This window comes from Microbacterium sp. 11MF (assembly GCF_000383475.1).
Lineage (GTDB): Bacteria > Actinomycetota > Actinomycetes > Actinomycetales > Microbacteriaceae > Microbacterium > Microbacterium aquilitoris.
Genome location: NZ_KB911460.1, coordinates 533,185 through 554,948, shown reverse-complemented (window position 1 = coordinate 554,948; position 21,764 = coordinate 533,185). Strand labels below are relative to the sequence as shown.

Below are 21,764 nucleotides of genomic sequence, written 5' to 3'. Positions count from 1 at the left end.
CTGCACGAGAGGACCCCCCTGTGACCACTGTGGACCCCCCCACCACCCGCACGACGCTTCCCCTCGCGGCTCACGCCGTCGGAAAGCGCTCCGCCGTGACCTGCCAGTTCAAGTGCGCGAACGCGTGCCTCGGCCCCGAATGCAACGGGTCGGACAACCCGACGTTCCGCAGCATCGCCGAGCTCGCTCTCTCGCGCCGCATGCTCATCGGCGCCGCGGCCGCGGGCGCCGTCGTGGTCGCGACGGACGCGTTCGGCGTCCTCACCCCCCAGGCCGCATCCGCCGCCACGACGGGCGGGGCGGTCGAGTCCCACTGGGGCTGGAACCACCACAGTCTGCCGTTCCAGCCGATCGCTCCGGTCCCGGCAACCGTCGACGCGCTCACGGTCCCGAAGGGCTACACGTGGTCGCCGATCATCCGCTGGGGCGACCCGCTGTTCTCGGACGCGCCGACGTTCTCGCTCGACGGGCAGAGCCGCGCAGCGCAGGAGCGCCAGTTCGGCTACAACAGCGACTACCTCGACATCCTCGCCGACCGCTCCGGCAAGACCGGCGTCCTCGTCAACAACCACGAGTACGTGAACCCGAACATCATGTTCCCGCCGTCGACGGATGCCGCCGAGCTCCGCCGTCGCGGTGAGGTGTTCAAGGCGGCCCAGGGCATGTCTGTCGTCGAGATCACGCGCCGTCGCCGCGGCACACCGTGGCGCTACGTCGTCGACGGCCGCCGCAACCGGCGCATCACGGTCGAGACCGTGTTCGAACTGACCGGCCCCGCCGCCGGCTCCGACCTGGTGAAGACCGCCGCCGACCCCGAGGGCCGTTGGGTCCACGGCACGCTCGGCAACTGCTCGGGCGGCACGACCCCGTGGGGCACGATCCTCTCGGGCGAGGAGAACTTCAACGGCTACTTCGCGTGGGCCGCCGACACCGCCGGCCAGAAGCGCTACCAGGCGAGCGCCTCGCGGACGACCTCGACCGGCTGGGAGGCCTACGACCCGCGGTTCAACTCGTTCGACCCCGGCTACGTCAACGAACCCAACCGCTTCGGGTACATCGTCGAGATCGACCCGGACGACCCCACCTCGACACCCAAGAAGCACACCGCGATGGGTCGGTTCAAGCACGAGGGCGCGAACGTCATCGTCGCGGAGGACCGCCGCGTCGTGGCCTACATGGGCGACGACGAGCGCAACGACTACCTCTACAAGTTCGTGTCGAAGAACCGCATCAGCTCGTCACGCAAGAAGAACATGTCGCTGCTCTCGGAGGGCGACCTGTACGTCGCGCGCTTCCGCGGCGACTCCCCCGCGAGCCAGATCGACGGATCCGGGAAGCTTCCCTCCGACGGCGCCTTCGACGGCACGGGCGAGTGGATCGCGCTGACCCGGCACGGCAAGAGCGTCGTGCCCGGCATGACGATCGACGAGGTCCTCGTCTACACGCGCCTCGCCGCCGACAAGATGGGCGCGACGAAGATGGACCGCCCCGAGGACGTGCAGCCGAGCCTCCGCACCGGCAAGATCTACGTCGCCCTGACGAACAACTCCGACCGGGGCAAGACCTCGATGGTGGATGAGGCGAACCCCCGCACCGGCAACCGCTTCGGTCACGTGCTCGAGATCACCGAGCGCCACGGTCAGGCGGGCACGTCGTTCGGCTGGAGCATCCTGCTGCAGTGCGGCAACCCGTCCGACCCGAGCACCTACTTCGCGGGCTACCCGAAGGACAAGGTGTCGCCGATCTCCTGCCCCGACAACCTCGCGTTCGACGAGGACGGCAACCTCTGGATCTCGACCGACGGCGCCCCGAGCACGATCGGGTTCAACGACGGCCTGTTCCGGGTCCCGCTCACCGGACGGGAGCGCGGCCACGTGGAGCAGTTCCTCGCCGTGCCCCGCGAGGCGGAGACGTGCGGCCCCGTGATCCACGCGCGGGAACAGCTGGTGTTCGTCGCGGTGCAGCATCCCGGGGAGAACGGCACCGTCGCAGCTCCCACCTCGCTGTTCCCCGACTACGGCTCGACGCGACGGGGCGACATCCCCAACGCGCCTCGACCGTCGGTCGTGCAGGTGTACCGGAGCTGATCTGATGCCCGCGTCAGCCCGCCGGCGGGCTGACGCGGGAGCGATCGTCCGCCGCCAACGACCCGAGCAGCCCCAACCGCTCCGCCGAGGGTGAGCCGGGCTCGGCGCTGTAGATCAACAGGACACGACCGGGCTCGGCGGTGACGGCGAGCTCCTCGTACACGAGGGTGAGTTCGCCGACCGCGGGATGCCGGAAGCGCTTCTTCCCGGAACCGTGGGCCCGGACGTTGTGGGCGGCCCACAGCTTCCGGAACTCGTCGCTGCGGGTCGACAGTTCGCCGACGAGATCCTGGATGCCCTTGTCGTGCGGGTCGCGGCCGGCCTCCGCGCGGATGACGGCGACGCACATGTCCGCGAACAGATCCCAGTCCGGATAGAAGTCCCGCGCGACGGGATCGAGGAACTGGAAGCGTGCGAAGTTCGGGACGCGTCCGCCGTCACCGATGAGAGGCGAGTAGAAGGCTCGGCCGAGATCGTTGAACGCGATCAGGTCCTGACGCTGGTCGCGCACGACGGCCACCGCATCCGTGATCGACGACAGCGCCCACTCGAGGCTCGGACGGACCGGCCCCGACTTCGAGGCGCGACGACGGTGGCGCCCCGAGGCGGGAATCCCGTCGGCGTTGCGTGCGAGGTCGAGAAGGTGCGCGTGCTCGGCGTCGGAGAGGTGCAAGGCGCGGGACAGGGACTCCAGCACCGCACCGGACGCGCCCGCGATCGCTCCCCGTTCGAGCTTGGCGTAGTACTCCACGCTCACGCCGGCGAGGGCAGCGACCTCGCTGCGCCGGAGCCCCTCGACCCTTCGGCCCGGTCCCGCGGGGATCCCCGCCGCATCCGGCGTCACGCGTGCCCGACGCGTCATGAGGAACTCACGGACCTCGGCTCGATTGTCCATGCCCACAGGCTAGATCGGCCGAGCCGGATCAGGGATGCCCTCTCGGTACACCTTCCGGCAGGGACTCCCGCCCGCGCCCGAGCGCGACGACGCTGAAGGACATGACCGCATCCGCTCTCACGCAACGCACCGGCTCCCGGAGGGCGCTGCCGACCCTGCTCCTGCTGCTGACCGTGTTCGGCCCGATCTCGATGGACCTCTACCTCCCGGCCCTCCCCGCGCTGACGGCGGAGCTCGACGCCGTCACCTCCGTGGCTCAGCTCACCGTCACCGCCTGCCTGATCGGGCTCGCCGCCGGCCAGCTGATCGCGGGCCCCCTCTCGGACCGGTTCGGACGCCGCGGCATCCTGCTCGTCGGCATCGCCGCGTACATCCTGATGTCGGCGGTGTGCGCGCTGAGCCCAACGGTCGAACTGCTGATCGCGGCCCGGTTCGTGCAGGGGCTGGCCGGCGGGGTCGGCATCGTCATCTCGCAGGCCGCGGGCCGCGATGTGTACACGGGCGGCGCGTTGATCCGGTTCTACGGGCGCCTGACGGTCGTCGGCGGCCTCGCCGCGATCATCGGGCCCCTCCTCGGCGGACTCCTCGACGCGGTCACGGACTGGCGCGGCCTGTTCGTCTTCCTCGCCGCGATCGGGGCGGCCATCCTGGTCGTCACGCTGCGGATGTTCCCCGAGACGCTGGCACCCGAGGAGCGGACCGCCGGCGGCTTCGCGCACACCGTCGCCGACTTCCGGACGCTCCTGCGGGACCGGGCATTCGTCGGGGCCGTCCTGAACCAGGGGTTCCTCTACGCCGCCCTGTTCGCCTACCTCGCCGGATCGACCTTCGTCCTGCAGGACGTCTACGGGCTGTCCCCGCTCGGCTACGCGCTCGCTTTCGGGCTGAACTCGGCGGGCTTCATGACCCTGGGACACCTCGCCGGGCGCTCCGCCGAGCGGTGGAGCATTCCCGGCACCCTGACCGCCGGCGTCCTGACGTCAGGTGTCGGCGCGATCGGACTCCTCGTCGCCGGCCTCACCGTCCTTCCCCTGTGGGTCGTCATCGTGTCGCTGTTCCTCCTGGCGGGCGGGGTCGCGATCTCGTCTCCCCCGGCGACGACCCTCGCCCTCGCCGACTATCCGCGGATGGCGGGCACGGCCTCATCCCTCCTCGGGATGGTGAGGTTCGGGTTCGGGGGGATCGCGGCTCCGCTGGTCGGGGTCGCCGGTGCCCTCAGCATCCTGCCGCTCGGCATCGTCACAACGGTCTCCGTCCTCCTCGCGGGCGCCTCCTTCCTGTTCCTCGCCCGCGGACGCACCGCATCGGCGGTCCGCTCCCCGCAGGTCGGGAGTGCCTCGTGATCGGCGACCCCCGCGGACGGATGCCGCGCCGCAGGGCAGCTGTCGGCTTCGGGCTGCTCGGCGTGGCCCTGCTGGGCGGCTGCGCCGCCGAACCCACTCCGCAGCCCGCGGCGACCCGCCCGGACACGCCCTCGGCCTCGGCATCCGTTCCGGCGGAGGTCGTGGGGACGCGCATCCGGTTCTCGTCCGACCGCACCACGATCGACGTCACGATCGGCGAGGACAGCCCGGCGGTGCGCGATCTCCTATCCCTCCTCCCGGCCGAGCTGTCGTTCGAGGACCTGAACAGCCGGGAGAAGATCGCCTCCCTGCCCCGCGAACTCGCCTGGCAGGGATCACCGGGCTCCGACCCGGAGGACGGCGACCTCATCTACTACACGCCCTGGGGGAACCTCGGGTTCTACTACGACGCCTCCGGGATCGAGTACTCCGACGACACGCTCCACATCGGCACCTTCGACGCCACCGAAGAACAACTGGCGCTCCTCGTGGGCGGACCCGTCACCGTCGAGATCATCGACTGACCACTGAGACAAGGAACAGAAGTCATGCGCGCAACCCTCATGTACTCCGCGGGCGACGTCCGCGTCATCGACGTACCCGAGCCCACCCTCGAAGCGCCCACGGACGCGATCATCCGCGTCACCTACGCGTGCGTCTGCGGCTCCGACCTGCACCCGTATCACGACCTCGAGGACACCCCCGAGGGACGCCGCATGGGGCACGAGGCCGTCGGCGTGGTGGAGCGGATCGGCGAGGACGTGACGACCCTCCGGGTCGGCGACACCGTCATCGTCCCCTTCGCCTGGTCCGACGGCACCTGCACGTTCTGCCGCGACGGGATCACGACCTCCTGCATCCATGGGGGCTTCTTCGACGGCGCCGCATCCGCCACCCAAGCCGAGAAGCTGCGGGTGCCGTACGCCGACGGCACCGCCGTCGCCATCCCGGCCGGCACCGACGAGGCGCTCATGCCGTCGCTGCTGACGCTGTCCGACGTCTACCTCACCGGCTACCACGCGGCTATCCGCGGCGGCGTCGAGGCGGGCAAGACCGTCGCGGTGATCGGCGACGGAGCGGTGGGCCTCTCCGCCGTGCTGGCTGCGCGGCAGCTCGGCGCCGAGACCATCATCCTGATGGGCCGGCACACCGCCCGCACCGACCTCGGCCGCGAGTTCGGGGCGACACACGTCGTCGCCGAGCGCGGCGAGGACGGCGTCGCGAAGGTGCTCAAGATCACCGGCGGCGAGGGCGCCCATGTCGTCCTCGAGGCGGTCGGCCACATGCCGGCATACGAGCAGGCTTACGGCATCGTCCGCCCCGGCGGCGTCATCTCGCGCGTCGGCGTCCCCCAGTACGAGGATGCCGCGGTCGGGTTCACCTCGCTGTTCGGCAAGAACGCGACCCTCACCGGCGGGCCGGCCACCGTCCGCGCCTACCTCGAGGGCGCCATCCCCCAGGTGCTCGACGGCACCATCGAGCCGGGCAAGGTCTTCGACCGCGAGCTCCCCCTCGACGACATCGCCGAGGGCTACCGCCTGATGGATTCGAGGGAGGCGCTGAAGGTCCTCATCCGCCCCTGATCAGCGGGCGACGCCGATCGGGTCGCCGGTGCGGGCGAGGTCGGCCTCCAGCTCGCGGACGATCGGGATGACCTTCTCACCGAACGCCTCGAGCTCCTCCTGGAAGTGCAGGAAGCCGAGCAGGAACAGGTCCACCCCACGCTTCTTGTAGGCGATGATGCGCTCGGCGACCTGCTCGGGCGGACCGAACAGCTGGGTGCGGAAGCCGTCGTTGTACTGCACGAGGTCCTCGAACGAGGAGTCGGCCCACATCCCCTTGCGGTCCGCGGTGGATGCCCCGGCCTGCTGCACCGACTTGCGGAAGCCTTCGACGGACGCCGGATCGGCCTGCGCGATGATCTCGCGCAATTGCTCACGTGCTTCCGCCTCAGTGTCGCGGACGATCGCGAACCCGTTCAGACCGAACCGCACGGTGCGCCCGTGCTCAGCGGCGACCCGGGTGACGTCGTCGTACTGCTCGGTGAACCCGTCGAAGTCCTTGCCGTTCGAGAAGTACCAGTCGGCATGAGCGCCGCCATTGAAGCGCGCGGCCGTCGAGTTGCCGCCCTGGAAGATGTCCGGATGCGGGCGGCCGGGCACCGGGTAGGGGCCGGGGCGCAGCGTGAAGTCGTTCACGCGATAGAAGTCGCCGTGGAACTGCACGTTCTCCTCGGTCCAGAGCTTTCGCAGCACCTCGATGAACTCGGCGGAGCGGCGGTAGCGCTCGTCGTGCTCGAGCCACGGGAGGCCGAGCTTCGTGTACTCGTCCTTGAACCAGCCCGAGACGACGTTGACGGCCGCGCGGCCCTTCGAGAACTGGTCGGCCGTGAGGATGAACTTGGCCAGCACGGCCGGCTCCCAGAGCCCCGGGTGGACGGCCGCGATGACCTTCAGCTTCTCGGTCGCGAGGAGCAGGGCGAGGCTGATCGACGTCGACTCGTGCTGCTGCGCCGCGCCGTAGCTCGACAGGTACCGCACCTGGCTGAGGGCGTACTCGAACCCGACGCGCTCGGCCGTCTGAGCGAGCTTCACGTTGTAGTCGTAGTCCCACGACGTCCGCTGCTCGATGTTCGAGACCACGAGGCCGCCGCTCACGTTGGGCACCCAGTACGCGAACTTCAGCGGCTCGTGGGTCGAGGCCGGGTCGAACGAGGAGGTCTGCTCGGTCATGGTGTTCTCCCTGGGCTGGCGACGCGGTCGGGCGACGCGATCGGATGGGTTCCCCGGAACCTTCCGCCCGGGCGCCGGGCAGTGTCAATCGATGTGAACGCGTGTGTCGGGGCGTGACGGTGTGTGTCGGCCCGTGACGACGGGATGCCGCGATTCACGTCACAAACGCGCCCCGCGCGGATTCGACGAGTAGCAAGGGTGCGACGACCACGACCCCCACTGCTGAGAGGCGACGACATGACCCGGCATCACGACCCCGCACTCCACGACGAGCTCTCGCTCGGCACCGACTACGAGACGCTCGCGGCGCGGTTCCGGCCGTTGTTCGCGCAGATCGCCGACAGCGCGGTGGACCGCGAGAACGACCGTCGGCTGCCGCGCGAGGAGATCCGGCTGCTCACCGATGCCGGGTTCGGCGCCGTCCGTGTCCCGCGTGCGTACGGCGGGTCAGGGGCATCCCTCCCCCAGCTGATCGAGCTGCTCACCGAGCTCGCTGCCGCCGACTCCAACATCCCGCAGGCGCTGCGGGGCCACTTCGCCTACGTCGAGGACCGCCTCAACCAGCACGCGACCGTCGACCAGTCGGCCTGGTTCACGCGCTTCGTCTCGGGCGAGATCGCCGGGAACGCCTGGACCGAGATCGGCGAGGTGAAGGTCGGCGACGTCAACACGAAGGTCACCCGTCGCGGCGACGACCTCGTCGTCAACGGCACCAAGTTCTACAGCACCGGGAGCATCTTCGCCGACTGGCTCGACGTGTACGCAGAGCACGACGGCGTCCCCGTGATCGCGATCGTGCGCGCCGATCAACCCGGCGTGACCGTCCACGACGACTGGGACGGCTTCGGGCAGCGCACGACCGGCAGCGGCACGACGATCCTCGAGGACGCCCGCGTCGACCCCGATGACATCACCGTCTTCGCCGATCGCTTCCGCTACCAGACGGCCTTCTACCAGCTCGTCCACCTCGCCACGCAGGCCGGCCTCGTCGCGGGCGCGGCGCGGGAGGTCGCGGCACACGCCCGCGCCCGCACGCGTGTCTTCAGCCACGGCTCCGCCGGGACCTGGTCAGAGGATCCGCTCGTGCAGCAGACCGTCGGGGTGGCGACGGCGCAGGGGTTCGCTGCCCGGGCGGTCGCGGTGCGGGCGGCCGAATCCGCGCAGGACGCCTACGTGGCGCGCTTCGCGAGCGATCCCGAGGCCGAGGAACGCGCCAATCAGCGCGCCGAGATCGAGTCCGCCCAGGGACAGATCGTCCTCACGTCCCTCTCCCTCGAGGCGACGAGTACCGTGCTCAACGCGCTCAGCGCGTCGGCCGTCTCCGAAACGAAGCGCCTCGACCGCTTCTGGCGCAACGCCCGCGCCGTGTCGTCGCACAACCCCGTCATCTTCAAGCAACGCATCGTCGGCGACTGGGCGATCAACGGCACGCCCGCCCCCTATGTGTGGGCGATCGGGCAGCAGCGGACGACCGCCGCCGCGGCGCGGTGAGGGCCACACCGGACACCGAGCTTGCTCATCACAAATTGATAACAGGAATTCCTTGCCACCGTTATCTCGCCGTTATACAGTCATTGCACGGTAGATGTTTTGCTGTGGCAGCTACCGACATGTGATTGCAGGACACTCTTGGTGCAAAGGGACAAGGGCCGGCTGGATGCCTCTCCAGCCGGCCCTTACTGCGTCACCCGTCAGGCGGTCTCGCTCCGGCGGCGGCGCATCACGAGCACCGTCCCGAGCGCGAGAAGCGCCGCACCGGCACTGCCCGCGACCCACAGCGGCCCAGCCTGACCACCGGTCGACGCCAGCTCGTCGCCGTCAGCCGCCGCGACCGCACCGCTCGAGACGGTCACCGCGGCCCATCCGACGAGATCGCCGGACTCGTCGACGACGGCGACCCGATGGGCGCCGGGCTCGACGTCGTTCGGCAGCGCGAAGCTCGCGGCACCGGCGGCATCCGCCGTCACCTGTCCGAGCGCCGTCGGCGTCGAGTACAGGAACCCGGAGTACCGCTTCCCGGCCGTCAGCCCCGAGACGACGACGCGGTCGCCGCGGACGGACGCTTGGATGCCGCCCTCTGCCGCAGCCGGCAGGTCGTCACCGTTCGCGACCGGAGCACCAGGGGCACCGCCGGTCGACGGGAGCGTCGGCTGGGGAGCGGGGGTCGGCTCGGGCGAACCGGTCGGTGCGGGCGCGGGAGTGGGCTCAGCGGTGGGAGCCGGGGTCGGCTGCGGGGCCGGGGTGGGCTCGGGCTGCGGGCCCGGGCTCGGCTGGGGCTGCGGGGTGGGCTCGACGCTTCCGTCGCCGATCACGACCGAGCCGTCCGCCTTCACGGTGACCTTCGCGGCCATAGCCGCCGCGAGGTTCATCCGCTGCCAGCTCTCCTGCTCACCCACGTCGAGGGGGTTACCGGAGTCCTCGGCGGTCAGCGCGAGCACCTGTCGACGCTGCGCCGGCGTCAGGTCGGGGTGGGACGAGACGAGCAGCTCCTCGGCTCCCGCGGGCACCACGACCTTCTCACCCTTGGGGCCGATGTCGGGGAAGCCGTACCCGAGGTGCTCCTCGTAGTACGCGAGCGCCTTGTCGGTCGGCAGGTACGGGACGTCCTTCTTAATGCAGTTCTCGAGGGTGTCGCCGCAGCCGCGCTCCAGAACGCCGCGCAGTTCGTCGGCGGCTTCGTCGACGAGCGCGCGCATGGCCGGGTCGGCGAGGCGGAGCGCGATGATCTTCTGGCCCATCATGCGGCCGCTGATGACGTCGAGCGGGTAGTGCGCAGCCATCACGACGCGGTTGTTGCCGGCCTCGGCCGTGCGGGCGAGGATCTGCGGCGCGAGCTGGGGCAGCATCTCGGCGAGCGCCGTGCCCTGCCAGTACGCCTGCGACGTGTGGCCCGACGGGAAGGAGCCGCTCGTGGAACCCCACGCGTCGCCGCCTTCCTTGTCGCGATAGACGAGGTCCTCCGTCTTGTCGAGACGGATGTACGGCCGGTCGTAGTCGAAGTAGTTCTTGGGCGGGTTCGTCGACGAGGTCGAGCCGAGCTTGCCGCCCTCCTTGTTGAGCAGCCAGGTCACCTTGGGCAGTTCGCCGTCGGCGATGGCGTCGGCGTAGATCGCGCCGAGCTTCTTCCCGAACGCGTCGCCCATGCTGACGGACATGTCCTGGTACTGGTCGACGATGGCCCGCTGGACCTGCGCCTTCGAGGCCGTCCGGTTGATCTCGCTCGTCAGCTCGTCGTTGTAGTCCATGACGGCCGCATTGCCGCCCGGGCCGCGGTCGGTGCGGAGGTTCTGGAAGACATCCATCATCCGGACCGACCAGTTGTCGGCGCTGGGAGCGCTCGAATCGCCCGTCGAGGCGGTCGCGTCCGACGAGTAGGTCGCCGTCTTCTGCGCCTCGGTGAATCCGTCCGCCGCGAAGGCGGGGACGGCTGCCAGAGTGCACGCGACGAGGATGCCGAGGCCCCCGATCGCGCCGCGAGTCCGGCTGCCTGCTCGTCTTGTCTGTTTCTTCACGCTCACGGGCGCGCCTCACTTCCATCGGTTGCGGGAGTCGTCGCAGACTATCGATGACATGCGGGTTTGTCAGGACATAGCGACAACACAGTTCATGAGAATGCTCTCCTGAGCGTGCGAACGGAGCGTGACGGCGCGGTGAAGCCGAGGCGACCATCGGCGCTCGGCGCGTCTGCCCGCGGCGATACAGTTGACGCCATGACCGATCGACGCCTCGCCATCGCCGCGTGGGAGAGCCTCTTCCGCGCGCAGCACGAGGTCATGGCCGAGATCTCCCGGGACTTCGACGACGATCAGCTGTCCGGTGCCGAGTACGACGTCCTGCTGACGGTGACCCGCTGCGATGAGCACACCGCACGCCTGCGCGACGTGACCGCCAACATGCTCATCAGCCAGCCCAGCGTCTCGCGGCTGGTCGACCGGATGGTGGCACGCGGGCTCGTCTCCAAGCAGCCCGACCCGCAGGACGGCCGCGGCGCGATCCTCCGCGCGACCGACAAGGGCGCGACGATGTTCCGTCGGCTGGCGACGGTCCACGGCCGGACGATCGCCGAACGGATGTCGGTCCTCACCGACGACGAACTCGCACAGCTCGAGAAGCTGACCGCGCGCCTCCGCGGCGTGTGACGCACGCGAATCGCCCCGCATCCGAGACGGGATGCGGGGCGATTCGCGTCAATGCGAGGATGCCGCGGTGATCACTGGTCGATCGGCTGCGGATCGCTCTCGCGGGCGGAGATGGTCGGGGCCGAACCGTCGGCGACCACCTCGACCTTGCGTGGCTTGGCCTTCTCGCTCACCGGGATGGTGACGGTGAGCACACCGTTGCTGTAGGTCGCCGTGATGGCGTCGGTGTCGATGCCCTGGCCGAGGTTCAGCTGGCGCAGGAAGCTCGCGGTCTCACGCTCGCGCGTGATCCACTTCACCCCGTCGGCCGCCCCCACGGTGCGCTCGGCGCGGATGGTGAGCAGCTGGCCGTCCACGTCGATGTCGACCGAGCCCGGGTCGATGCCCGGCAGGTCGGCGTTCAGGACGTAGTGGTCGCCGTCGCGGAACAGGTCCATCGGCATCCGTCGCGGGCCGCGGCGCGTGTCGAAGAGGGTCGACGCCAGGCGGTCGATGTCACGGAACGGGTCGTAGGTTGCCATGATTCTCTCCTTCGGTGATGTGGTCTTAAAGTTGAGCCCCTGCGGCTCAAGTACGTTCAGATTAGCACTCTGACCCACCGAGTGCCAACGGTTCTCGCACGGCGAACGCCCACGTCGGAGACGGCCTTAGGCTGGCGACATGAGCGCCCACGAGACCGCCCCCGAGCCCGCCGACCCGTTCCTCTGGTTGGAGGAGATCGACGGACCCGAGGCCCGCGCCTGGGCAGCCGAACGGACCGCCGAGACCGAGGCGGCCTTCTCGGGCGACACCCGCACCGCGCTCGAGCGCCGCCTGACAGGCATCCTTCAGGACCCCGATCGACTCGTCGTCCCGAGCCGCCACGGCGATCTCATGTACGACCTGTGGCGGGATGCCGCGAACCCCCGCGGCCTGTGGCGACGGACATCCCGCGCCGCCTTCGCAGCGGGCGAACCGACCTGGGAGGTGCTGCTCGACGTCGACGCGCTCGGCCGCGAGGAAGGCGTGGCGTGGGCGTTCGCGGGCGCGGCTCACGGACCTGCGGGCAGCGGGCGGGCGCTCGTGCGGCTGAGCCCCGACGGCGGCGACGCCACCGTCGTGCGCGAGTTCGACCTCGACGCACGTCGTTTCGTCGACGACACCCCGTTCGCCCTCGACGCCGAGAAGACGATGATCGCGTGGGTCGACCGCGACACCCTGCTCGTCGCCACCGCACTGCACGGCGGCGGCGTGACCGACTCGGGGTATCCGATCAGCGCCCGCGCCTGGCGACGGGGCGAGTCGCTCGCGGACGCGCCGCCCATCGTGACGGGTGTCGCCTCGGACGTCGGCGTGTTCGCGCACGTCGACCGCACCGGCGGTACGGCGACGCCGATCGTGGTCATCGCGCACGACTTCTTCCACTCCGAATCGTGGGTCTGGGACGGCGGCGAGCCGCGTCTGATCGCCGTGCCGCAGGACGCGAACGTCGATGTGCACGGTGACCTCGTCACCGTGCGGACCACGACCCCGTGGCGCATCGGCGACACGACGCATCCGTCGGGCACCCTCCTCATCGGTCCGCTCGAGACCGTCACGGAGGGCGACGGGTCGGACCTGCGCGTCGCCTTCGCCCCGAGCGACACGGCGGTGCTCGAGACGTGGACCTGGACCCGCACGCGCCTGGTCCTCACCATCCTCGACCGCGTGCAGAGCCGGCTCGTGTCGCTCGATCCCGAGACGCTGACCGGGGCCGACATCGACCTGGGCCTCGGCGACGCCGATCTCTTCAGCGCGAGCGTCGCCACCGCCGACGACGACGAGGACGACGAGCTGTGGGTGGTCGCTCGCGGCTTCCTCACTCCCCCGACGCTCCTGGTGATCACTCCCGGCGCCGAGCCCCGCGTCGTCGACCGCAGCCGCCCCACCTTCGACGCGTCCGGACTCGTCGCGGAGCAGCACTGGGCGACGTCGGCCGACGGCACACGCGTGCCGTACTTCGAGGTCGGTCCGCGGGAGCGCTCCGGCACTCTCCCCGTCCTCATGAACGGCTACGGCGGGTTCGAGCACGCGCTCACCCCGGAGTATCCGACGATCGTCGGCCCCGCCTGGCTCGAGGAGGGACGCGTGTACGTCGTCGCGAACATCCGCGGCGGCGGGGAGTTCGGACCCGAGTGGCACCTGGCCGCCCTGCGCGAGAACCGCCACCGCGCATACGAGGACTTCGCCGCCGTCTCGCGCGACCTCGTCGCACGCGGCGTCTCGACCCCCGACCGCATCGCCTGCCACGGCCGCAGCAACGGCGGTCTGCTCGTCGGCAACATGCTGACCCAGTACCCCGGCGACTTCGGGGCGATCGTCTGCGGCGTGCCCCTCCTCGACATGAGGCGGTACACGCAGCTGTCGGCCGGTGCCAGTTGGATCGCGGAGTACGGCGACCCCGACGACCCGGCCGAGTGGGAGTTCGTGAAGACCTTCTCGCCGTATCACCTCATCGAGCCGGGGCGGCGGTACCCGGCATCCCTCATCTATGCGGCCGCGAGCGACGACCGGGTCGGCCCCGTGCAGGCGCGCAAGATGGCGGCACGGTTGGCGGACGAGACGGATGCCGAGGTGCACTACCTTGAGCCCATCGAGGGCGGTCACTCCGGAGCGATCGACGCGGCCTCGACCGCCGCACTGCACGCGACGATCCACGCGTTCCTCGACCGCACGGTGGCGCGCGCCGACTGAGCGGCGGGGGCCCGCCCTCTACGCTGGGGGCGGGAGGTCCACCGCATGAGCACCATCGGGGCCGTCGAGGATGACCTCGCGGCGACGCTGTCCGCTGTCGCGGAGCGCGTCCGCATCGACGACGCCGCGGCCGAGCGGATCCGCCAGCACGTCCCCGGGCTGCGCGCGGCGCTGGCCCGACGCGGATCGTCTGCCGATCTCGTCGACCTTGTGACGGCGGCGGTCGTCGCCGCGAACGGTCGCTCCCTCGACCTCAAGGTGCACGGCGAGCAGCGCGCCGCGAACCCCGTGCGCACGAGTTCGCGGTTCGCCCTCGGCGCCGCCTGCTACGCCGACAGGTACGCCGGCAACCTCGCCGGGCTCCATGACGAGATCCCCGCGCTCCGCGACCTCGGCGTGAGCGTGCTGCACGTCCAGTCGCCGTTCGCCCGCCGGGAGGACGGCACGATCGACCTCCGTCGCGGCGACCCCGGTCTCGGATCGATCGACCGCCTCTCCGACCTGGCTGCCCACCTTCGCCTGTCCGGCATCTCGCTCGCGGTCGACGTCCCCGCGCGCGACGATCTCGCTGGGCTCGTGGACGATCTCCTCTTCCTCGCCGGGCGCGGGGTCGAGGTCTTCCTCCTTCCGGATCGCGACACGGTGGACGTCCTCGCCCCCGTGCTGGCGATCGGTGCACCGGGAGTCGATGTGCTCCCGGCATCCCCCGGTTCCGCTCCCCTCTGGCACGCGCTCACCACGGGCGACGCGACACCCCTGCAGCGCGCGCTCGAGGCACGCGACGGCAGTCTCGACGTCGCCGCGGTGCGGGATGCGGACGCGGTGGTGTGGCGAGCGGATGCCGCCGAGCTCACCGCTCGCTACACGGGCGGCTCCTCGTTCGGGCGCGGCCTGGCGACGGCGGACGGCGTGGCCGGAACGACCGCGTCGCTCGCCGGGGTCGAGGCGGGCGACCCGCTCGGCGAAGCCCGCGTGGCCCTCGCGCACGCGTTCGCGCTGAGCGTGCCGGGTCTTCCCGTGCTGTGGCTGGGCGACGAGGTCGGTCAGCTGAACGACCCGACGTTCCGCGACGACCCCGAGCGTCGCGACGACCCGCGCTGGACGCACCGCGGTCAGAAGCCGCGTGACCGCTACGCGCAGAAGACGGATGCCGCCACCTCGGCCGGCCGCATCCACCGCGACCTCACGAAGCTCATCGCCGTCCGCCACACGACGCCGGAGTTCGACGGGACGCGCCTGATCGGTTTCGACGTCCCCGCTCCGTCGGTCGTCGCGTATCAGCGGCCCGGTGACGGTTCGATCGTGCTGGTGCTCGCGAACATCGCTTCAGAGCCCGCGCACGTTCCGGCGGTGACGCTGTCCGGCTTCGCAGCTGCCGCCCTCGACCTGGTCGAGGGCGTCGAGATCGGAATCGACGAAGGGCTCACGCTGCCCGCCTGCGGATTCCGCTGGCTGCGCGTGAGCCCTGTCGCCTGAGTCCGGCGGAGGTCAGTCCTCGACGACCGTGACGGTGACCTCGATGTTGCCGCGCGTGGCGTTCGAGTAGGGGCACACCTGGTGTGCGGCGTCGGCGAGCGCCTGCGCCTGGTCGTGCGGGAGGTTCGGGATGACGACCTCGAGCTGCACAGCGAGACCGAAGCCGCCCTCGCCGTTGGAGCCGATGCTGACGCGCGAGCCGACGCTGGTGTCCTCCAGGGTCACCTTCTGCGCGCGGGCGACGGACTGCAGGGCGCTGTGGAAGCACGCGGCGTAGCCCGCGGCGAAGAACACCTCGGGGTTCGGGGCGCCACCGGCGCCACCCATCTCCTTGGGAACGCGCACGTCGGTGTCGACGAGGCCGTCGACGGTGCGGACGTGTCCGTTGCGGCCGCCTCCGGTTGCGAGTGCTTCCGCGGTGTAGAGAGCTTCCATGATGTCCTTCGGGTCAGGAGGCGATTGCCTCGTCGGTGGTACGCATGACGCGGTTCAGGTCGTGGACCACGTCGAGCAGCATCCGCGCCTTCTCCTCGTCGAGTCCGGTGCAGCGCGCGATCTCCGCGCCGACGACGGACAGCTCCGAGCGGAGCGCACGGCCGTCGTCCGTCAGCGAGACCTCGACGACGCGGTCGTCGTGAGGGCTGCGCGAACGGGAGACGATGCCGCGAGCCTCGAGGCGTCGGATGAGCGGCGAGAGAGTCCCGGAATCGAGGAAGAGCTCAGCGCCCAACTCCTTGACCGACCGGGGCTCCTGGTCGCCGAGAGCGACGATGACGAGGTACTGCGGGTACGTCAGCTTCCACGGCGCGAGCACGCGCCGATACGCCTGCCCGAAGGCGTGGCTGGCCGAGTACACCCCGAAGCACACCATCTGATCGGTCGCTCTCATACCGATATGGTTGCACGCAATTGAGTTGTGCACAACTTAAACTGCGGATGAACGATCGTCGCGATCGTTCGTAGAGTGAGCGGATGCGTCGTGTACTCGTCTTCTCGGGCGGTGCGGATTACGCCGACCCGTGGCATCCGTTCGCCGAAACGAGTGCGATCGTCGCGGAAGCGTTGCGCGAGGAGGGTGACGTCACGGTCGTCGACACGCTCGACGACCTCGCCGCGCGGATCGACGCTGCGGACCTGCTCGTGATCAACGCTGGCGGCGGCACCGCGCCGCATCCGCTCGACGAGCGCCTCGCCGAGATCCTCGCGGTGTACCGCGGGCCGCTTCTCGTCCTGCACGTCGCAGCGACGCTGCTGCCGGAGCATGCGGCCTGGGAGGCGCGGCTCGGGGGACGCTGGGTGCGCGACGTGACCTTCCACCCCGAACGCGGACCGCTGCACGTGAGGCCCGTGTCGGCATCCGTGGCAGACCTCGCCGATCTCGACACGGTGGATGAGGCGTACACGGCGCTGCGGGTCTCCCCCGAGGCCGACGTCCTGCTCGTGCACGACGACGACGGGGTCGCGCACCCGCTCGCCTGGACGAACGAGAGCGACGGATGCCGCGCCGCCTACAGCGCGCTCGGCCACGACGCGGAGGCCTACGGGTCGCCGCTCGCCCCGGAGCTCATCCGGCGACTCACCCGCTGGCTGCTCGCCTGAGAATCGAAGGAGACCCATGACCCCGCAGATCCCCGAGTACATCCCGAACTCCGGCGGCTCGGTCGTGTCGAAGAACGTCCTCGAGCAGCGTGCGCCCGTTCGCTGGGCCTTCCGGGAGGACGCCGCGGATGCCGTCGACAACGGCTGGCGCTTCCTCTCGGAGATCGACGACGAGGACTACATCAACGACGCCGCGAACATGGCGGTCGTAAGCTTCAACACCGTCATCCACCTCGAACCGGCGGTGCTCCCGATCCTGCACATGCCCGTCGGCACCGACCTCACGATCGTCCGGCAGGACGGCGGACGCATCGTCATCATCGACAACGAGACAGGTCAGCCGGCCGCCATCCCCGGCATCTGACCGTCAACAGTAAAGGCCCCGCCGAAGCGGGGCCTTTACTGGACTGTCTCAACACAGTGTGCGCCCGAAGGGACTCGAACCCCTAACCTTCTGATCCGTAGTCAGATGCTCTATCCATTGAGCTACGGGCGCATGGCCTGTTTCCGGGCCGAGGAACAGCATACGTCACGTCGGGCCCCAATCCGAAATCGGGCCGCTACTCCAGCTCCCCCGGGTCGATCCCGGCGGGATCGGACTCGAGGATCGGCTCGGGTTCGACGCCGCCGTCGCGGAGCGCCTGCTGCTTCGCGACGCTCCGGCGGTGCGCGCGAAGCTTCGGCAGGTCGACCAGGCGCAGCGCCTGCATCCTGGCGACCCGCATCCGCTCGTAGTCGGCGTCGAGGTCGGGACGTGCCGCGGCGATCCTCAGCGAGCGGTCGATGTTCTTCGAGACCTCGGCCCAGGCGGCGTCGCGCGCATCCGCGATGAGCTTGCGCAGCTCCTCCTGATCCTCCGACCGGGCGCGCAGCTCCTTCGCGACGTGCAGGGACTGCTTGCGGCGCCGGCGCAGGTTGCGGACGTCGCGACTGCGGTAGTCGTGCGTGCCGCTCGAGTCGGAGTACCGGTTGCGGGCGGCCTTGCGCTCGCGCTCGGTGCGGGCGGCATCCGCTTCTGCCTCTTCGGCGAGGGAGATCAGGATGTCGCGGGCATCGCCGACGAAGCGATCCGAATCGAAGTCGTCGCCGTCGACGAGGATGTCGACCAGGATGCGGTTCTTCAACGCCAAACGAGTCGCCGCGGACGCGATGTAGAGCCCCTCGGCGACGACGTCCCGGGTCCTGACCCGCTCATTGTCCGTCAACGCTCACCCCTTGCCTCCAGTCTACCGAGCAGGGGGTGTCGGATGCCGGTCAGCTGAGCGACGGCAGCGCGTGGCCGGCAGGCCCGTCTCCGCGCAGCGGCGGGAACCGCCACGCCAGCGACGCCGGACCGTTCGGCGCGATGTCGACGTGAAGGGTGTGCGGGGTCTGGATCATCCGCAGCCGTGCGTGCCACGTGCCGTCGGCACCGACGCCGGCGACGGAGCGGAACGGCACCGCGTCGAGTCCCGCGGCGGGCGCGGGCCACTCCCCCGCCTCCCAGTCGCCTCGTCCGACCGGCAGCGTCACGTCGATCCCTTCGCCCAGGAATCGGATGCTCCAGCCGCCGTCGACCTCGGTCACCTCGACGCGCTCAGCGCCGGGAACCGGCCCGTTGCTCGTGAAGGGTCCGGGAGGGTAGACGGTCGCGTCCACGTCGAACGTTCCCGAGAAACCCGTGCCGCTGTCATCCGGCAACGGCAGGGCCAGCGACGACAGCCGCTCGGCGAGCGCGGCATCCGCATCCTTGGAGCCGGCACCGGCCATCGCGGGACGCAGGTGCTCGGTGATGAGGCTGAGGAGGGTCTGCATGTCGATGGTCTCGGCCGTCGTGATGATGACCGCATCCTCTTCGGGCCACACGATGATGAACTGCCCGTACGCGCCGTCACCGCGGAAGCCGTTCCGGTTCATCCAGTACTGGAAGCCATAGCCCTGCTGCCAGTCGATCGGATCGGGGGCTCCGGGACCGCGGTGCGCCGTGTCGTTGTCCATCTGCTTCGAGGTCGCCGCAGCGACCCACTCGGGGTCGAGGATCTGCTCGCCCTGCCAACGCCCCTTGTCGAGCATGAGCTGACCGGTCTTGGCGAGCGACTCGGTGAAGACGTGGATGCCGCTGAAGCCCATCTCGACGTCGCCGATCATCATCCACTGCGCCTCGTCGATGCCGAGGGGCTCGAGCAGCCTCGGGCGCAGGTAGTCGAGAATCGTGCCGCCGGTCGTCTTGGCGACCAACCGCCCGACGCCGTAGATCGTCGGCTGACTGTAGGCGAAGACCGTGCCCGGCTCCCGATCCGGCGCGACGCGGAAGAAGCCGCCGAGCAGATCGCCGCCCGCGTCGCGCGAGGCCATCGCGGCGCGGTCGAGGGCTTCGCTCTCGTGACCGCTCGACATCGAGAGCGCGTGCCGCACGAGATACCGGCGGTACTTCTCATCGAGGTCGTCGGGAACGAGTTCGGGGAAATGGTCGACCATCACGTCGTCGAGCCCGAAGCGCCCCTCCGAGATCGCCAGGCCCGCCGCGGCCGAGGTGAACGTCTTCGACAGCGAGTAGACGAGGTGCTTCAGATCGGGCGCGAACGGCGCCCACCACCCCTCCGCGATGACATGCCCGTGGCGGAGCACCATGAGGCTGTGCATCTCGGTATCGGTCTGACCGATCGCATCGATCAGACGATCGACACCGGCGGCATCCACCCCCTGCGCTGACGGAGTGGACCGGGGCAGGGATGAGGACGTCGACGTCATGCCGCCATCCTACGAAGGGCTTCCCCTCAGAGGGCCGAGATGCGCCAGGACGCCGCGAACTCGGCACCCGGCTCGAGCACCAGCAGCCCCGCGTCGTAGTCGTACGCAGCCGCGTTGAACGCGTCGGGCGCGCAGGTCATCGGCTCGACGGCGACGCCGTTACGGTGCGCGGGATTCGTGGCACCGTCGGGCTTGTCACCGGTGTAGACCTGCACCCACGGGCACTCGGCACCCCACGTGACCTCGACGCCGACGCCCGACGGATCGGTCAGGCGCAGGACGGCGGTGCCGGCGGCATCCGTCTCGAGGTCGGTGAACGCGTGGTCCAACTGCACGTCGCCGAGGGGCCGCGGCGCACGACGGTCGAACCGGTCGGGGTCGTGGTCGGTGACGGGGTGAAGGGCGACGGGGCTGAGCCGGTCGGGCGTGACTTCGAGGACGGATGCGGCGGGCAGCGCGAGCGTCCATTCGTCGAGCGGTGCGGGGCCGGCCTTCAGGTACGGGTGCGGGCCGGTGCCGAACGGTGCCGGCGTCGCGCTGAGGTTGCGGGCGCGCACCGTCTGGGTGAGGCCGTCGGCGGCGAGCGCGTAGGTCGTCTCGACACGCACGCGCCACGGGTACCCCGACTGGGGCGCGATCGTCGTCGCCAGGGTGACGCTGCTCTCGGTGCTCGCGACCTCGGCGAAGTCGACCCACGAGGCAAGGCCGTGCAGGGCGTGCGAACGCTCGGGCTCCGTGAGGGCGGCGACGATCTCCTGACCGTCGAACGTGTAGGTGCCGTCGACGATGCGGTTCGGCCACGGGGCGAGGGTCGTGCCGCGGTAGTCGGGGCGCACCTCGTCGGCGTCGAACGACACGATGAGGTCGCGGTCGCCGTGGCGGAGCACACGGAGCGAGGCGCCTGTCGAGGCGATGACCGCCTCGTAGGCGCCGGAACGGATCGTGTGCTGGGTGCCGGAGAGGGGCGGGGTGGCGGTGGTCACGGGCGGAGCATCACTTTCAGGGCGGCGCGGTCATCCATCAGGCGATAGCCGTCGGCGGCCTCGCCGAGGCTCAGCTCGCGATCGAAGACGGCCCCGGGATCGACCGTACCGTCCAGCACGCCCGGCAGGAGTTCGTCGATGTAGGCGCGGACCGGCGCGACGCCGCCGGTGACGGTGACGTTCTTCTCGAACTGCACGCGCTGCAGCGGCGCCTCGGTGTACTGCGGGGCGCCGACGCGCGACATCGTGCCGCCCGCGCGCACCGCGCCGAGCGCCTGCTCGTAGGCGGGGAGGTGGCCGACGGCGTCGATGACGACGTGCGCGCCGAGCCCGCCCGTGAGCTCGCGGACGGCCGCGACCCCCTCGTCGCCGCGCTCGGCGACGACGTCGGTCGCACCGTAACGGCGGCCGAGGTCGGTGCGCGCCTCGTGACGGCCCATGAGGATGATGCGCTCCGCGCCGAGCTGCCGCGCAGACAGGACGGCGAGCAGGCCCACCGCACCGTCGCCGATCACCACGACGTCCTTGCCCGGCTTCACGCCGCCGGTCACCGCGGCGTGCCAGCCCGTGCCGTACACGTCGCTCAGCGTGAGGAGCCCCGGCATCCGCTCGTCGTCCTCGGCGATGTCCACGCGGTACAGCGTGCCGTCGGCGAAGGGGGCGCGGCGGCGTTCGGCCTGCGCGCCGCCGGCGCCCGTGGGCTTCGTGGTCCCGGCGTTCACGCACGAGGTCTGCAGGCCCGCTCGGCAGAACTCGCACTCGCCGCACGAGAAGACGAACGGCACGATGACGACGTCACCCGGCGAGACGGTGCGGACGTCGGCGCCGACCTCTTCGACCACGCCGATCATCTCGTGCCCCATCGAGCGGCCCGCGTCGTTCGGCTGCATGGAGTGGTACGGGTGCAGGTCGCTGCCGCACACGCACGCCACGACGGTGCGGAGCACGGCGTCGGTGGGCTGTTCGATCCGGGGCTCGGGTGCGTCGACCACGCGGACGTCACCGGGGCCGTACATGTAAGCAGCTCGCATCCTCCGATTCAACTACGGATGCCGCGCCCGCGCGCCG

At 70.4% G+C, this 21,764-nt stretch carries 20 protein-coding genes and 1 tRNA gene; 10 read left to right on the top strand and 11 right to left on the bottom strand.

Going from position 1 to position 21,764, the window contains the following annotated elements; all coding sequences use genetic code 11:
* Positions 1–29 precede the first annotated feature (29 nt).
* Entirely contained in the window at positions 30–2,087 is a 2,058-nt protein-coding gene (locus H286_RS0109620) for a PhoX family protein (protein WP_020097987.1), read from the top strand.
* 13 nt (positions 2,088–2,100) lie between these two features.
* Here the strand turns inward: H286_RS0109620 and H286_RS0109615 are convergent, their stop codons facing one another.
* Positions 2,101–2,982 carry a helix-turn-helix transcriptional regulator gene (locus tag H286_RS0109615; protein WP_020097986.1) on the bottom strand — a complete coding sequence of 294 codons (882 nt, stop codon included), beginning with the start codon at positions 2,980–2,982 and terminating at the stop codon, positions 2,101–2,103.
* A gap of 101 nt (positions 2,983–3,083) precedes the next feature.
* Between H286_RS0109615 and H286_RS0109610 the strand changes: the two genes are divergently transcribed.
* Genes H286_RS0109610 through H286_RS0109600 form a run of 3 tightly spaced genes read left to right on the top strand, consistent with a single transcriptional unit; the run spans position 3,084 to position 5,908 of the window.
* Positions 3,084–4,325, top strand: a complete 1,242-nt coding sequence (locus H286_RS0109610; RefSeq protein ID WP_020097985.1) for a multidrug effflux MFS transporter — start codon at positions 3,084–3,086, stop codon at positions 4,323–4,325.
* Complete coding sequence (locus H286_RS0109605) at positions 4,322–4,849, top strand: cyclophilin-like fold protein (RefSeq protein WP_020097984.1); 528 nt, start codon at positions 4,322–4,324, stop codon at positions 4,847–4,849. Before H286_RS0109610 ends, H286_RS0109605 begins: the two co-directional genes overlap by 4 nt.
* A 24-nt stretch (positions 4,850–4,873) precedes the next feature.
* A complete protein-coding gene (locus H286_RS0109600; RefSeq protein ID WP_020097983.1) occupies positions 4,874–5,908 on the top strand; it encodes a zinc-binding dehydrogenase in 1,035 nt (344 codons plus the stop codon).
* On the opposite strand, the gene sfnG is transcribed toward H286_RS0109600, so the two are convergent.
* Entirely contained in the window at positions 5,909–7,057 is a 1,149-nt protein-coding gene (gene sfnG / locus H286_RS0109595) for a dimethylsulfone monooxygenase SfnG (protein WP_020097982.1), read from the bottom strand.
* Between the two features lie 237 nt (positions 7,058–7,294).
* Here sfnG and H286_RS0109590 point away from each other — a divergent pair, with 237 nt between their 5' ends.
* The gene (locus H286_RS0109590; protein WP_020097981.1) at positions 7,295–8,548 is read left to right on the top strand and encodes an acyl-CoA dehydrogenase family protein; all 1,254 of its coding nucleotides are present in this window, start codon (positions 7,295–7,297) and stop codon (positions 8,546–8,548) included.
* 200 nt (positions 8,549–8,748) lie between these two features.
* On the opposite strand, the gene H286_RS15230 is transcribed toward H286_RS0109590, so the two are convergent.
* The gene (locus H286_RS15230; protein WP_020097980.1) at positions 8,749–10,575 is read right to left on the bottom strand and encodes an acid phosphatase; all 1,827 of its coding nucleotides are present in this window, start codon (positions 10,573–10,575) and stop codon (positions 8,749–8,751) included.
* 192 nt (positions 10,576–10,767) lie between these two features.
* Between H286_RS15230 and H286_RS0109580 the strand changes: the two genes are divergently transcribed.
* Positions 10,768–11,196, top strand: a complete 429-nt coding sequence (locus H286_RS0109580) for a MarR family winged helix-turn-helix transcriptional regulator (protein ID WP_018185507.1) — start codon at positions 10,768–10,770, stop codon at positions 11,194–11,196.
* A gap of 71 nt (positions 11,197–11,267) precedes the next feature.
* Here the strand turns inward: H286_RS0109580 and H286_RS0109575 are convergent, their stop codons facing one another.
* Entirely contained in the window at positions 11,268–11,717 is a 450-nt protein-coding gene (locus tag H286_RS0109575; protein WP_018185508.1) for an Hsp20/alpha crystallin family protein, read from the bottom strand.
* Positions 11,718–11,856: 139 nt separating this feature from the next.
* Between H286_RS0109575 and H286_RS0109570 the strand changes: the two genes are divergently transcribed.
* A complete protein-coding gene (locus H286_RS0109570; RefSeq protein ID WP_020097979.1) occupies positions 11,857–13,908 on the top strand; it encodes a prolyl oligopeptidase family serine peptidase in 2,052 nt (683 codons plus the stop codon).
* A 45-nt stretch (positions 13,909–13,953) separates the two neighbouring features.
* Positions 13,954–15,384, top strand: coding sequence for a DUF3459 domain-containing protein (locus H286_RS0109565; RefSeq protein ID WP_020097978.1), 1,431 nt, complete (start codon positions 13,954–13,956; stop codon positions 15,382–15,384).
* 12 nt (positions 15,385–15,396) lie between these two features.
* Here the strand turns inward: H286_RS0109565 and H286_RS0109560 are convergent, their stop codons facing one another.
* Together H286_RS0109560 and H286_RS0109555 are read right to left on the bottom strand one after the other, a co-directional pair.
* The gene (locus H286_RS0109560; protein ID WP_020097977.1) at positions 15,397–15,819 is read right to left on the bottom strand and encodes an organic hydroperoxide resistance protein; all 423 of its coding nucleotides are present in this window, start codon (positions 15,817–15,819) and stop codon (positions 15,397–15,399) included.
* A gap of 13 nt (positions 15,820–15,832) precedes the next feature.
* Positions 15,833–16,255, bottom strand: coding sequence for a MarR family winged helix-turn-helix transcriptional regulator (locus H286_RS0109555; protein ID WP_020097976.1), 423 nt, complete (start codon positions 16,253–16,255; stop codon positions 15,833–15,835).
* A 101-nt stretch (positions 16,256–16,356) separates the two neighbouring features.
* Between H286_RS0109555 and H286_RS0109550 the strand changes: the two genes are divergently transcribed.
* Positions 16,357–16,983: a ThuA domain-containing protein gene (locus tag H286_RS0109550; protein WP_020097975.1), complete on the top strand. Its 627-nt coding sequence runs from the start codon at positions 16,357–16,359 to the stop codon at positions 16,981–16,983.
* A 16-nt stretch (positions 16,984–16,999) separates the two neighbouring features.
* Positions 17,000–17,347: a DUF2185 domain-containing protein gene (locus H286_RS0109545; protein WP_020097974.1), complete on the top strand. Its 348-nt coding sequence runs from the start codon at positions 17,000–17,002 to the stop codon at positions 17,345–17,347.
* Between the two features lie 59 nt (positions 17,348–17,406).
* Here the strand turns inward: H286_RS0109545 and H286_RS0109540 are convergent.
* From H286_RS0109540 to H286_RS0109520, 5 genes are all read right to left on the bottom strand, one after another.
* Positions 17,407–17,479, bottom strand: a tRNA-Arg gene (locus H286_RS0109540).
* Positions 17,480–17,543: 64 nt separating this feature from the next.
* The gene (locus H286_RS0109535; protein WP_020097973.1) at positions 17,544–18,188 is read right to left on the bottom strand and encodes a hypothetical protein; all 645 of its coding nucleotides are present in this window, start codon (positions 18,186–18,188) and stop codon (positions 17,544–17,546) included.
* A gap of 49 nt (positions 18,189–18,237) precedes the next feature.
* Positions 18,238–19,713 carry a serine hydrolase domain-containing protein gene (locus H286_RS0109530; protein WP_020097972.1) on the bottom strand — a complete coding sequence of 492 codons (1,476 nt, stop codon included), beginning with the start codon at positions 19,711–19,713 and terminating at the stop codon, positions 18,238–18,240.
* Positions 19,714–19,739: 26 nt separating this feature from the next.
* Positions 19,740–20,696 (bottom strand): aldose 1-epimerase family protein, encoded by a 957-nt coding sequence (locus H286_RS0109525; RefSeq protein WP_020097971.1) that lies wholly within the window; start codon positions 20,694–20,696, stop codon positions 19,740–19,742.
* The gene (locus H286_RS0109520) at positions 20,693–21,727 is read right to left on the bottom strand and encodes a zinc-binding dehydrogenase (protein WP_028497466.1); all 1,035 of its coding nucleotides are present in this window, start codon (positions 21,725–21,727) and stop codon (positions 20,693–20,695) included. Before H286_RS0109520 ends, H286_RS0109525 begins: the two co-directional genes overlap by 4 nt.
* Positions 21,728–21,764 lie beyond the last annotated feature (37 nt).

Excerpts from the sequence above, each read along its gene's own strand:
- H286_RS0109575 (WP_018185508.1), bottom strand. The coding sequence starts at position 11,717 with ATGGCAACCTACGACCCGTTCCGTGACATCGACCGCCTGGCGTCGACC.
- H286_RS0109555 (WP_020097976.1), bottom strand. The coding sequence starts at position 16,255 with ATGGTGTGCTTCGGGGTGTACTCGGCCAGCCACGCCTTCGGGCAGGCG.
- H286_RS0109610 (WP_020097985.1), top strand. The coding sequence starts at position 3,084 with ATGACCGCATCCGCTCTCACGCAACGCACCGGCTCCCGGAGGGCGCTG.
- H286_RS0109545 (WP_020097974.1), top strand. The coding sequence starts at position 17,000 with ATGACCCCGCAGATCCCCGAGTACATCCCGAACTCCGGCGGCTCGGTC.
- H286_RS0109580 (WP_018185507.1), top strand. The coding sequence starts at position 10,768 with ATGACCGATCGACGCCTCGCCATCGCCGCGTGGGAGAGCCTCTTCCGC.
- H286_RS0109615 (WP_020097986.1), bottom strand. The coding sequence starts at position 2,982 with ATGGACAATCGAGCCGAGGTCCGTGAGTTCCTCATGACGCGTCGGGCA.
- H286_RS0109570 (WP_020097979.1), top strand. The coding sequence starts at position 11,857 with ATGAGCGCCCACGAGACCGCCCCCGAGCCCGCCGACCCGTTCCTCTGG.
- sfnG (WP_020097982.1), bottom strand. The coding sequence starts at position 7,057 with ATGACCGAGCAGACCTCCTCGTTCGACCCGGCCTCGACCCACGAGCCG.
- H286_RS0109520 (WP_028497466.1), bottom strand. The coding sequence starts at position 21,727 with ATGCGAGCTGCTTACATGTACGGCCCCGGTGACGTCCGCGTGGTCGAC.
- H286_RS0109600 (WP_020097983.1), top strand. The coding sequence starts at position 4,874 with ATGCGCGCAACCCTCATGTACTCCGCGGGCGACGTCCGCGTCATCGAC.
- H286_RS0109550 (WP_020097975.1), top strand. The coding sequence starts at position 16,357 with ATGCGTCGTGTACTCGTCTTCTCGGGCGGTGCGGATTACGCCGACCCG.
- H286_RS0109565 (WP_020097978.1), top strand. The coding sequence starts at position 13,954 with ATGAGCACCATCGGGGCCGTCGAGGATGACCTCGCGGCGACGCTGTCC.
- H286_RS0109560 (WP_020097977.1), bottom strand. The coding sequence starts at position 15,819 with ATGGAAGCTCTCTACACCGCGGAAGCACTCGCAACCGGAGGCGGCCGC.
- H286_RS0109530 (WP_020097972.1), bottom strand. The coding sequence starts at position 19,713 with ATGACGTCGACGTCCTCATCCCTGCCCCGGTCCACTCCGTCAGCGCAG.
- H286_RS0109590 (WP_020097981.1), top strand. The coding sequence starts at position 7,295 with ATGACCCGGCATCACGACCCCGCACTCCACGACGAGCTCTCGCTCGGC.